This window comes from Chryseobacterium viscerum (assembly GCF_002899945.2).
In the GTDB taxonomy this organism is placed as follows: domain Bacteria; phylum Bacteroidota; class Bacteroidia; order Flavobacteriales; family Weeksellaceae; genus Chryseobacterium; species Chryseobacterium viscerum.
In genome coordinates this window covers 73,852-86,234 of the sequence record NZ_PPEG02000008.1, presented here as the reverse complement: position 1 = coordinate 86,234, position 12,383 = coordinate 73,852, and the positions used below count along the sequence as shown (strand labels likewise).

Genomic DNA, 12,383 nt, shown 5'->3' with positions numbered 1-12,383 from the left:
AATGGAAAATTCTATAATAACTTCTGTAAAAGAAACTAAAAAAATACGTTCAGTATTTACCGTTAAAAATAAAAAAGAGCTTACACCCCATCTTATCCGGGTCATATTTCAGATTGATGAAAACCAATCTGAGCTGCTAGCCCATGTGAAATCAGGGTCTAATAATAAAATCTTTATCCCGGCTGAAGAGGGAAGTGATCCGTTAATAAGAACCTATACCAACAGGAAAATTGATCTTGAAAAACGAGAATTGACTATAGATTTTGTAGCCCATGGTGATAACGGTCCTGCTTCTGCCTGGGCATTAAAAGCCAATACCGGTGATATATTGGAAATAGGAATGAAAGAAAGTACAAAACCACTAGTTCCTGATGCAGATTTTTACCTTCTGGCAGGCGATGCAACAGCGTTACCCGTTATTTGTGCTATTGCAGAACAGTTTCCGCCTTATGTGTCAGCAAAAATAGTATTGGAGGTAGCGGGTGAGGAAGATGAACTTATTCTGTGCTCTGCAGCAGATATTTCGGTTGAATGGCTTCATAACCCTCATCCTGAAAAGGGAAGCCAGCTTACAGAAGCGGTAAAATCTGTTCCATTTCCTCCAGGAATACTAAAAGAATATGTTTATATCGCGGCAGAATATAGAACAGTGCATGAGCTTAGAACTTACTTCAAAACAACCTTAGATTGGGATCCTCATGGTTTATATATTGGCTCGTACTGGAAAGCCGGACAAGCAGAAAATAGATAGATTGCTATAGAATAAAAGTAGTAAGCAAAGCCATTTATCACTATTTTTGCTTACATGCAGGAACTTTTAGCTTCATATATCAAGAATAGAATATCAGTAACAGATAAGGAATTGGAAACTATTCTTTCCTATTTCAGAGCTATTCCATTAAAAAAGAATGAAATGCTTCTTGCCAATGGACAAAAGAGCCAACGAACTTTTTTTGTAGTGAATGGCTGTCTCCGCATATTTTTCATCAATGAAGAAGGGCAGGACTCCACGCGATATTTTGCATTTGAAAACCAGTTTGCAACAGCACTCACCAGTTTTATTACTTCTGAACCCTCCGAGGAATTTATTCAGGCCGTGGAGGATTCAGAAGTATATTATATTACCCATACAAATTTCTATCATCTTCTGGATATTATTCCGCAATGGGAAAAGTTTTACAGGATCTATCTGGAAACCGCTTATGTTAACAATACGAAAAGGCTGATGTCTTTCCTTGTTCAGGATGCTCTTGAAAAATACCGTCAGCTGCTGGATGAAAATCCTGTTGTGGTAAGAAGGCTTTCTAATAAAATGGTGGCTTCCTACCTCAATATCTCTCAGGAAACACTAAGCAGGCTGAAATCCAAACTTTAAATAACAGATCATACTACAAAATTACAGGAACAAGCTTACAGCACAGTATAACAATAAGATACCCATTACTATATTGATTATTTTGTAATGTTTATTGAGAAACAGATGAAGTCTTTCTCCGGTAATGGCCCAAATCCATGTCGCAGAATTTCCGATAAGAGAAAGGAAAAGAGCAAAAATAAGAATGATCCAAAGCTCCTGGAATTGTGGGAAAATAAAACTACTGAATGCAGTTATTCCATAAATAATGATCTTAACATTCACGAACTGTAAGAAAAATCCTTTCCAGAAATCTGCCGTTGCTTTAGAAACAGATTCCTCTTTTTCAACATGCAATTCCGAAGGTTTCCCAGACATCACAGACCATGCCAGATAGAGCAGATAAACAGCTCCCAGATATTTCAGGTAATCGAGAAGAAAGCTATAGGAATTCAATATAAATTCCGTGAAAAAGGCAGCGAGAATCATTACTGCTGTAAATCCTGAATAAATTCCAAAAAGCAATGTCTTACTATTTTTATAACCTGACTTCATACTGCTGTTAAGCGCCAGGATATTATTAGGACCGGGAAGAAGAGCTGTCAAAACGCTGTAAATAAAAAATGAAAACCACATATTTTTTTTTGACAAAATTAACGAGTGTAAATACTTCAAACAATCGGAATTATTTATACTTTTACTTCGAAAAATTTAAAGTATGGATATTCATCAGCTCAGAAGCTTCAAAACGATAGTGGAAAAAGGTAATTTTCAGGATGCAGCCAAAGAACTTAATTATTCATTATCTGCTATCAGTTACCAGATTCAACAGCTTGAAAATGAAGTGAAATTTCCGTTATTTGAAAAGATAGGTAGGAGAATGCTCCCTACAGAACAATCTCTGAAGCTGATTCCTCATATCAAAAAAATAGAAGAAGAAATAGAACAGATCAAACAATTGAATTCAAAAGACAGAAAAATAGAAGGAAATCTTACCATTTCAGTTTCTGACAGTTTGTTAACTTATATTCTTCAACCTGTGCTTAAGGAGTTTGTGGAAACGGCTCCTGATGTAAAACTTAAATTAAAAGTGAGAAACTGCTACGAAGTCCAGAAAGAGATTATCCGGAATGATATTGATCTGGGAATTCACTATCAAGTACATGGATATGATGATCAAATCAAGGTAACAGAACTTTCTTCTTTCACAGTGGGAGTCATGGCATCGCCTGCATTTTTAGAAAAGGAAAAGAATTTTGACAGAAAAGATCAGGTAAAAGCATGCTCTATTATCAATAATGATCCGAATGGGGTCTATCAGCAATACTTCGAAGGCTATCTTGAGAAAAAGAACATCCGAACCGGACAAAGCATTGAACTCTGGAGTATAGAAGCCATCAAAAAAAGTATAATGAATAATCTTGGGATCGCCTGTCTTCCACATTTTGTGGTGGAAGAAGAACTGAAAAGAGGAGAAATTACAGAAATTAAGATCAAAGCATTTCAGCGTACTATTACGATGATTACGGCTCACCACTCCAATAAATGGATCAGTCCTGCTATGGAATTATTTTTAAAAATTCTTAACCAGCGAATAGCTTGTAAGCCTGATGTAAGCTAGAGAAATTAAAAGAAAATTAATACTAGATCCTTTTCAGGAAAAATTTAAACCTTATATTTGCATTCATGTTAAAATGGTTCTCCATATTATGCTCGATGATGTATGTGCTGGCTACCACCAATGCGGGGGAAGTACTGAAGGTACCTATGTTTGTAGAACATTATATGGAATATCACGGAAGTCTTTCAGAATTTGTAATGGAGCACTATGATAACCATAAGCAAGACTCTGATTGGGATACTGATCAAAAACTACCCTTTATCAATCCTCCAATTGTATTGACAGTACACGCCCAGCTTCCGGAACTTACATTTGAAATAAAAAAACCTAAAGAAATTACTGTTTCAAAGAAAAACAGTATTTATAAGGAAAAAGACTTTTCCAACCATTATCTTTCCCAAATTTTCCAGCCTCCACGGCTTTCTTAATTGACTTTAAATTGAAAATTAATACTTTACGTTTTTTACTTAAAGTAGTCAATTCTTGTTACATATCCATTAATTCGTAATGCATTATAACTGTGCGTAAACTCTAAGGAAGTTACAAAACCTTGTCTTGAACATTTAAACTTTGTCTCCGAATATCAGAATTTAAAGACTGAGAATAAGAGGTAGTAAATCAATGATCTGGCAAAGTGGTTGTACGATACTTCTTCAAGCCATCCAACTTTTATAAAGCATTCCGGGTTATCAATTAATAGTTTTTTCCATGTTAAATAAAATTATTGAGTTTTCTGTAAAGAATAAACTCATCATCGCTCTGTTTACAGCGGGGCTTATCCTTTTGGGAGTCTATGAAACCACACAGCTTCCTATTGATGCGCAGCCGGACATCACGAATAATCAGGTTCAGATTATTACAACCGCTCCTTCCTATGGTGCAGCAGATATAGAACGTCTTGTTACATTTCCTATTGAGCAGGCTACCAGCAATATCAGCGGAATTACTGAGCTTCGGAGTTTCTCACGTTTCGGGCTTTCGTTAGTAACCGTTGTTTTTGATGACAATACCGATGTATATTGGGCCCGTCAGCAGGTTCAGGAACGTTTACAGCTTGTTCAGGATAATATTCCGGCCGGAATTGGCAAACCGGAATTGGGACCTATCTCAACCGGCTTGGGAGAGATTTTCCAATATGTGGTGAGGGTCAAAAAAGGATACGAAAATGTATATGATGAAACTGAGCTCAGAACCATTCAGGATTGGGTGGTTAGAAGACAGCTTCTCGGGACTAAAGGAGTGGCTGATGTCAGCAGTTTTGGAGGGAAATTGAAGCAATATGAAATAGCCATTAATCCTAATAAACTTCAGGCATTTAATATCAATATCAACGATGTTTTTGCGGCTCTGGAGAAAAATAACCAAAATACCGGTGGGGCTTATATTGAAAAGAAAGAAACGGTTCTGTTTATCCGAAGTGAAGGACTTCTGGGAACTACGGAAGACATCGGAAGCATTCAGGTAGCAGAAACCAAAGAAGGTATTCCAGTACATATTAAAGACGTTGCCTCTGTGAAGGTTGGCTTTGCAACACGATACGGAGCGATGACTTATAATGATACGGGAGAAGTTTCCGGAGCTATTGTACTGATGCTGAAAGGCGAGAATGCCAATGTGGTGATTGGAAATATCAAACAGAGGCTTGAAAAGATTCAGGAATCATTGCCCGAAGGTGTTGTCATTGAACCTTTCCTTGACCGCGCTAAAATGGTCAACAATACGATCAGTACGGTAAAAACAAACCTGATGGAAGGTGCTTTGATTGTTGTTTTTATTCTGGTTTTATTTTTAGGAAATTTAAGAGCGGGGCTGCTGGTTGCTTCTGTGATTCCATTGGCCATGCTTTTTGCCATTATTATGATGAATATCTTCGGGGTAGGAGGAAATCTGATGAGTCTTGGAGCTCTTGATTTTGGTCTTATTGTAGATGGAGCGGTTATCATTGTTGAAGCCGTATTGCATCAGCTTGCCCACAAAAAACATTTTGGGAAAGATAATATTTTGAGCAAAAAGGAAATGGATGAGCAGGTGTCTAGTTCTGCAACCAAAATGGTTAGCAGTGCAGTCTTTGGTCAGATCATTATCTTAATTGTATATCTTCCGATTTTTACGCTTCAGGGAATTGAAGGAAAAATGTTCAAGCCAATGGCCCAGACAGTTGCTTTTGCCCTGATTGGAGCATTTATTCTTTCTCTGACTTACATTCCTATGATGAGTTCTCTGGTATTGAGCAGAAAGAAAAAAGAAAAAGAAAATATCTCGGACAAGGTAATGGGAAAAGTGGAGGCAGGGCACCAAAAGCTCCTGATGAAAGCCCTTAAATACAGAAAAACAATTATTGTAAGTGTATTAATTCTGTTTGCTGGTGCTGTTTTTACCCTTTCCAGAATGGGAGGAGAATTTATTCCGTCTTTGGAGGAAGGTGACTTTGCCGTTGAAATGAGAATCCTTCAGGGAAGTAATATCAGTGAAACCAAGAAAGCAACCACTCAGGCAGCCAATATCCTTTTAACCCAGTTTCCAGAAGTAGAAAAGGTAGTGATGAAGATTGGAAGTGCCGAAATTCCTACGGAGCCAATGCCAATGGATGCCGGAGATATGATCATTGTTTTGAAATCTAAAAAAGAATGGACTTCTGCAAAATCATTTCCGGAGCTTTCTGACAAAATGAGTAAAGCATTAAGCGTTATTCCAGGATTAACAACCAGTTTTCAGTTTCCTGTACAGATGCGTTTCAATGAACTGATGACCGGAGCAAGACAGGATGTGGTATGCAAAATTTATGGTGAAGATCTGGATAGTCTTGCTGCATATGCCAAAAAAATGGGAAGTATCATCAATACCGTGAAAGGCGCTCAGGATCTTTATATTGAGCCTGTCGTTGGAGCGCCACAGGTGGTGATTGATTATAACCGTTCAGAATTGTCCCGCTACAATATTTCGGTAGCAGATATCAACAGAGTGATCAATATGGCTTTTGCAGGACAGACTGCCGGAGCTTTATATGAAGGAGAGAAAAAATTTGATATCGTTGTCCGAATGGATAATGAGCATAAAAAAGACATTACAAGCATCCGGAATCTTTTGGTTCCTACAGCTTCAGGAGAACAGATCCCATTATCACAGCTGGCGAAAGTGGAACTGAAAAACAGTCCAAACCAGATTCAAAGAGAAGATACCAAAAGAAGGATTATTGTAGGGTTTAACGCAAGAGGAAGAGATGTGCAGAGTATTGTGGAAGAGCTTCAGCAAAAAGCAGGCAAAAGCCTGAAACTGTCTCCAGGATATACAGTTTCTTATGGAGGTGCTTTTGAAAACTTAAATGAAGCCAAAGCAAGACTGGGATTAGCTGTGCCTATTTCATTAGTCATGATTTTCCTGTTATTGTTTTTTGCTTTCGGTTCTGTAAAACACAGCTTACTTATCTACACCGCCATTCCATTGTCTGCGATAGGAGGCGTCTATTTTCTGGCTTTGAGAGGAATGCCTTTTAGTATCAGTGCCGGGGTAGGATTCATCGCTTTATTTGGAGTTGCTGTACTTAATGGAATTGTTTTGATATCAGAATTTAACCGATTGAAAAATAACGGATTAACCAATACCAGCAGAATTGTACTGATAGGTACAAAAATAAGGCTTCGTCCGGTTTTAATGACAGCTTTTGTAGCTTCTTTAGGATTTCTTCCCATGGCGATCAGCAACGGTGCGGGAGCTGAAGTACAGAGACCTTTGGCAACGGTAGTAATCGGTGGTCTGATGCTCGCTACACTTTTAACCCTCTTTGTACTTCCTATTCTATACGTCCTGTTTGAACATATTAATAAAGATAAAATGAAATTCTCAAAAAAACGTAACTATAAAAAATTGTCTGTTTTCTTACTGCTGATCTCTTTTGGAAGCTTTAAGGCTCAGGAAAACATTACTTACGACCAGGCTTTGGAAAAAGCATTTCAACAGAATGGTATCCTTAAAAACTCAAAATTGGTATCCGATTACCAGGAAAAACTAAAAGCCAGTTATCTGGATATTCCACAGCTGGAAGTGACCGGAGGGTTTGGACAGATCCAGGGAGAAGAAACCGACAATTCATTCGGGATCTCACAAAGGTTCAGTTTTCCTACGGTATATTCAAAAAGAAAACAAATGCTGAATGTTGAATGGTCTGCAAGTGTCATCAATCAAAATCTGACAAAAACACAGCTTACCAAAGAAGTGACAGACGTTTTCTACAGAATACTGGTGCTTCAGGAGAAGAAAAAAGTATTGGAATACATCAGCCAGCTCTACAATAATTTTGCTGAGAAAGCAGGCTTAAGATTAAAAAAAGGAGAAGCTAATATTCTGGAAGAATCAACGGCTGAAATTCAAAAAGAACAGATAAAAGTACAGCTGAAAACCCTTGAAAATGATCTGAACATCACAAAACTTCAGCTTCAGTTATTACTTCAGTCCGAGATTCCTTACCAGCCCATTGCCAATCAACCAACGATGAATATTGGGCTTCAGATTTCCGAGGAAATGGTAAAACAACATCCTGAGCTTCAATACCTGCAGCAACAGATCAAAATAGGAGAGGCCGAAGTACAACTCGAAAAAAGCAGACTGCTTCCTGATCTTCTTGTAGGATACACCAATCAGAGCATGAAAAACATCAACAATAACCGCTTCAATTCGGTTCAGGTGGGGGTTGGAATTCCATTGTTTACGAAAGGGCAAAGAGCTTTGGCAAAGGCTGCACAGGCAAAAATTGCGATCAGCGAAAATCAATATCAGCGAAAAGAAATTGAACTTAGAAACAGATTGAACCAGCAATTGAGCAATTATAAAAACCAACAACGAATCATTGAAAATTATGAACAAAAACAGCTTCCAAAATCTGATATCATCTTAAAAGCAGCCCAGAAACAGATGGAAGTAGGGGAAATTGATTACCTGAATTGGGTAATACTAGTGAATCAGGCCGTAAAAACCAAAGCAGATTATATTGATCAGTTGGAAAAACTGAATCAAATAGGAGCCGAACTTCAATTCTTAATTTCAAAATAACAACGTCATGCACTTCAGAAACATATCAATATACAGCCTTTCTCTATTTCTTGTTTTATCTTCATGTTCAGGGAAAAAAGAGGAAGAAAAAACAGTTTACGAAAACACAAAATTCACTAAAAACAACCAAAATTCGGTTCATCTTACGGAAAAACAGATTCAGTCTGTAGGAATTACTACAACCGCCATCCAAAACAGGAATATGGAAAAGCTGGTACGCCTGAACGGGAAAGCCGAAATTGCCCCTTCCCACATTAGTTTAGTTTCCAGCATTATGGGCGGGCACATCAAGTCTATCCATGTGATGAATGGAAGTCATTTCAGCAAAGGGCAGGTTCTTGCTGTAGTGGAAGATCCTCAGTTTATACAGCTTCAACAGGATTATCTGGTAACTAAAGCACAGCTTGAAGCAGCAAGGCTAAATTTCAACCGCCAGAAAGATCTTAATACAAGCAAAGCCAGTAGTGATAAAACGATGCAGACCGCTCAGGCAGACTATGCTACCCTGAATGCAACTTTAAAAGGTCTTGAAGAAAAACTAAGAATCATCGGAATTAATGCCAAAGGTTTACATACCGGAAATATCAGAAGTAAGATCAATATTTATGCTCCGTTTACCGGTTTTGTAAGCAAAATTCTTGTGAATAATGGACAATATATCAATCCGGCAGATACTTTATTTGAGCTGATCAATCCAGCCGGACTGCTTTTAGAATTAAAAATCTTTGAAAATGATGTGAATGATGTGAAAGTGGGACAAGATATCTTGGTGTATAACAATCAGAAGCCGGATGTAAAATCGAATGCTAAAATTGTCAGTGTCGTTCCGAGCATTGAAAACGGAGGTTCTGCAACAGCAATAGCCAAACTATCTTCTCCTCATTCTGAATTTGTAAAAGGAATGTACATCAACGCTGAAGTCAATATCTGCAGCCATTATACACAGGGACTTCCCAATGAAGCGATAGTTTCTTTTGAAAACAAAAACTATGTTTTTGAAGACCTGGGAAAATCCAATTATAAAATGATTCCTGTGGTGGTTGGAATTTCAGATGACCAGTTTACAGAGGTATTAAAAGCTGATTTTTTTAAAGATAAGAAAATTGTACAGAAAGGTGCTTACAGCCTTCTGATGATCCTTAAAAACAAAGCACAATAATTTTTAAATACATATTGTACAATCAAAAGATCAGTCGAAAGATTGATCTTTTTTGTTGTATACTATAAAAGTCACAAAAACTTTCATTTTAAAAACATGTTAATCCACTCAAATAGGTTTAGTTAGATTTATTCTGAAGAAAAGTTCACCTAAAATGAAAATCAAAGATTTTCACAAAACTTAGGTGTACTTATTATACGCAAAGCAGGAACTTAATAAACTTAAGTGTTCAAAATCTTTTGTGACTTTTGTAGTTAAAATAGGAATCTAGACATTGTAATTTTAAAACACTTTAGTACACTTAAGAAAGTTTTACTATCCTCTTGCATAAATAAGTTCACTTAAGATAAAAATCAAAGATTTTCAAAGCTTAGGTGTACTTCATATACACAAAGTAGGAAACTTAAAATAACTAAAGTATTAAAAGCTTTTGTGACTTTTGTGGTTAAAATAGAATCTAGACATTGTAATTTTAAAACACTTTAGTCTACTTAAGAAAGTTTTACTATCCTCCTGTATAAGTAAATTCACTCAAGAGAAAAATCAAAGATTTTTAAACAACTTTAGTGTACTTATTATGCATAAAGCTAGGCTCTAAAATGCTTAAGTGTTTAAACTTTTGTGCCTTTTAACTTCGTTGAATCTTCGATTTGTGGTTAAAAACAATCAAGATAGAAGTTTAGACGGCTTCAATGTTTTACGATAAAGCTTCTTCAGCGACAAAGCCGCACTTTTTCACGCTCTCAAAATGAGCATTTGAATCACTCTTATTTTACATTAAAAAACTTAAAAACATGACATTTGACATGTTTTACATATTGAGAAATACTATTTGATACATAATTCATTTTAAAATAATATTTTTAAGAAGTGAATAGTTGTAAAGGATTTTTATATGAATAATAAAAAGAACTTTTATCAAAACTTTATGACAAAAAAACCTTTGCACAACTTCCATATTCCGGTAATGGGACTGGCTTATACAATAGACAGCCCGATTCGTGTTGCCCAATATGGAATTTCTTCTGTAGTCTCTATTATTGATGATGAAATCCTTGAAAAGATGAAAAACTTTTACAACAAAAAGTTTAATCTTGACTATTGGGGAATTTCAACGAAAACGGAAGATTACAGAGCAAAAAGAATTACTGCCTATCTGGATATGGTGGATGATATCGTGAACGAAAAATTTGAATCTTTCAAACAGGAAATCAGTAAAAACAAGGAGGCTTTAAAGGACTTTATGGCGATGCTTCCGAATTCTTCAGATCTGAAATCCGGCCTTCAAAACATGGTTAATCAGACGGATAACTGGAGTTCTTCTATAAAAAACTTCATTGAAACCAACTTAAAACCTGGAAGTATCGACGTCAATATCATGACGAAAGTAGATAAAGACAATTATCAAAATAACGAACAACTTCCTGTGATGTATAATGATGCCCATGCTTCACTGCGCGGATTTGCAAAAAGTAAACTATCGTCTTCTATGGTTCTTTCTGCAGGAATGAATCCTCGTCTGTACAGCTACATGGAAGAATTTGAAGACTTTTTCCCTGATGAAAACGGAAAGATTAAAAAGAAAATCATTCTTAAAGTAAGTGACTTCCGTTCTGCCATGATCCAAGGGAATTTTCTGGCTAAAAAAGGGTTGTGGGTCTCAGAATATAGAATAGAATCCGGGCTGAATTGCGGGGGACATGCATTTGCAACCGAAGGAATGCTTCTCGGGCCCATTATGGAAGAATTTAAGCAGAAAAAAAATGATCTAATACAATCTGCTCACAACTTAATGACAGCAGCTTTAGAGCAAAAAGGAAAAGTTATAGTTTCCGAGCCTTTAGAAATGAAAATTACCGTTCAGGGTGGAGTGGGAACTTCTGAAGAACATGAATTTTTATTGGCCAATTACAATGTAGACAGCGTAGGATGGGGCTCACCGTTTTTACTGGTGCCCGAAGCGACTTCTGTAGACACCGAAACCAGGAATCTTCTTGTAAAAGCAAAAGAGCAGGATTTTTATCTGAGTAATATTTCGCCACTGGGAGTTCCCTTCAATACAGTAAAAGGAACCTCCAACGAAAGATTGAAACATGAAAAAGAGGCTAAGGGGAAACATGGAAGTTCATGCCCCAAAAAACTTCTGGCATTGAGTAAAGAGTTCTCTCCGGAAGGCACCTGTACCGCTTCTAAGAAATATCAGGATATCAAACTGAAAGAATTGTATGCTGACAGGGAAACATTCACAGAGAAAGAATTTGATAAAAGGAAATCCGAAATTACAGATAAAGCCTGTCTGTGTGTAGGTCTTGTAAATGCTGCCTATATGGAGCAGAATCTTGAGATCAAAGGTGAAAAACAAGGAGTTGTCATATGTCCCGGACCGAATATTGCTTTTTTTGATAAAGAAGTTTCGCTTTCGGAAATGGTGAAGCATATTTATGGAAACACCAATATTCTTGCTGATAATCAACGCCCCAATATGTTCATCAACGAACTGAAAATGTATGTTGATTATCTTAAAAAAGAAATCGCTGAATCATCAGCACAGATTACCCACTCGCAAACTAAAAAATGGAATGCTTTCAAGAAAAATATACTTGAAGGGATAGAATATTATCATGAGCTTTTTAAAGCATCATTATACTTCAGCAACGGTTTATCAACCATCAACCTGCAATTACAGGAATACAAACTTCAGCTTATCGCTATTGAGGTTCCTCAGGTTGAAAAGTAACCGTATTTTTTAATTGATAGATAATAAAAACAGCTTTCAAATGGGGCTGTTTTTATTTTTTTAGTTACAAATGAAATATATATGTTTTTTTGTTTGAAAAACGCAAAGACGCAAGGTTTCTATTACAATATATATTTTTTAAGGCGCGAGAAAATCAAAGATTTTCAGCAAGTGATGTTGTTATAAATTTTCTCGCAGATACAACATATTATGCAGATTAAATATAAATATCTGCGTAATCTGCAAAATCAGCGTGAGATAAAAAATAAACGATGCTGTATTCAATTTTACCGGAGATAAAATCTTTGCACTTTATAACACAATACAGGTAATATTTCTTTGCTTCTTTGCGTTTTTCCAACAAAACAATAATCAAAAAAACTGAGGAAACATCAGCATTTCTATTTATAATAACTATGGAGTGAATGGCTATTTTGAATATTCTCAGGGCTTAATATTCCTTACC

Annotated in this window: 8 protein-coding genes; 7 read left to right on the top strand and 1 reads right to left on the bottom strand. The window is 36.5% G+C overall.

The window, feature by feature from the left end; all coding sequences use genetic code 11:
• The first annotated feature begins 1 nt into the window (after position 1).
• Together C1634_RS18475 and C1634_RS18470 are read left to right on the top strand one after the other, a co-directional pair.
• The gene (locus C1634_RS18475) at positions 2 to 751 is read left to right on the top strand and encodes a siderophore-interacting protein (RefSeq protein ID WP_109738913.1); all 750 of its coding nucleotides are present in this window, start codon (positions 2 to 4) and stop codon (positions 749 to 751) included.
• Between the two features lie 54 nt (positions 752 to 805).
• Entirely contained in the window at positions 806 to 1,375 is a 570-nt protein-coding gene (locus C1634_RS18470; RefSeq protein ID WP_109738912.1) for a Crp/Fnr family transcriptional regulator, read from the top strand.
• A gap of 21 nt (positions 1,376 to 1,396) precedes the next feature.
• Here the strand turns inward: C1634_RS18470 and C1634_RS18465 are convergent, their stop codons facing one another.
• Positions 1,397 to 1,990, bottom strand: coding sequence for a LysE family transporter (locus tag C1634_RS18465; protein ID WP_103235208.1), 594 nt, complete (start codon positions 1,988 to 1,990; stop codon positions 1,397 to 1,399).
• 82 nt (positions 1,991 to 2,072) lie between these two features.
• On the opposite strand from C1634_RS18465, the gene C1634_RS18460 reads away from it, so the two are divergent.
• The 5 genes from C1634_RS18460 (at position 2,073) to C1634_RS18440 (ending at position 11,917) form a co-directional block, all read left to right on the top strand.
• Positions 2,073 to 2,975 carry a LysR family transcriptional regulator gene (locus C1634_RS18460; protein WP_109738911.1) on the top strand — a complete coding sequence of 301 codons (903 nt, stop codon included), beginning with the start codon at positions 2,073 to 2,075 and terminating at the stop codon, positions 2,973 to 2,975.
• Positions 2,976 to 3,040: 65 nt separating this feature from the next.
• Positions 3,041 to 3,403: a hypothetical protein gene (locus C1634_RS18455; RefSeq protein ID WP_123921510.1), complete on the top strand. Its 363-nt coding sequence runs from the start codon at positions 3,041 to 3,043 to the stop codon at positions 3,401 to 3,403.
• 280 nt (positions 3,404 to 3,683) lie between these two features.
• Positions 3,684 to 8,021, top strand: coding sequence for a CusA/CzcA family heavy metal efflux RND transporter (locus C1634_RS18450; RefSeq protein ID WP_109738910.1), 4,338 nt, complete (start codon positions 3,684 to 3,686; stop codon positions 8,019 to 8,021).
• Between the two features lie 7 nt (positions 8,022 to 8,028).
• A complete protein-coding gene (locus tag C1634_RS18445) occupies positions 8,029 to 9,180 on the top strand; it encodes an efflux RND transporter periplasmic adaptor subunit (protein WP_109738909.1) in 1,152 nt (383 codons plus the stop codon).
• Between the two features lie 928 nt (positions 9,181 to 10,108).
• Positions 10,109 to 11,917: a hypothetical protein gene (locus C1634_RS18440; protein ID WP_103234871.1), complete on the top strand. Its 1,809-nt coding sequence runs from the start codon at positions 10,109 to 10,111 to the stop codon at positions 11,915 to 11,917.
• Positions 11,918 to 12,383 lie beyond the last annotated feature (466 nt).

Bases quoted from the DNA above. Each gene is read 5' to 3' on its own strand.
- C1634_RS18475 (WP_109738913.1), top strand. From the start codon at position 2: ATGGAAAATTCTATAATAACTTCTGTAAAAGAAACTAAAAAAATACGT.
- C1634_RS18455 (WP_123921510.1), top strand. From the start codon at position 3,041: ATGTTAAAATGGTTCTCCATATTATGCTCGATGATGTATGTGCTGGCT.
- C1634_RS18450 (WP_109738910.1), top strand. From the start codon at position 3,684: ATGTTAAATAAAATTATTGAGTTTTCTGTAAAGAATAAACTCATCATC.
- C1634_RS18440 (WP_103234871.1), top strand. From the start codon at position 10,109: ATGACAAAAAAACCTTTGCACAACTTCCATATTCCGGTAATGGGACTG.
- C1634_RS18470 (WP_109738912.1), top strand. From the start codon at position 806: ATGCAGGAACTTTTAGCTTCATATATCAAGAATAGAATATCAGTAACA.
- C1634_RS18445 (WP_109738909.1), top strand. From the start codon at position 8,029: ATGCACTTCAGAAACATATCAATATACAGCCTTTCTCTATTTCTTGTT.
- C1634_RS18465 (WP_103235208.1), bottom strand. From the start codon at position 1,990: ATGTGGTTTTCATTTTTTATTTACAGCGTTTTGACAGCTCTTCTTCCC.
- C1634_RS18460 (WP_109738911.1), top strand. From the start codon at position 2,073: ATGGATATTCATCAGCTCAGAAGCTTCAAAACGATAGTGGAAAAAGGT.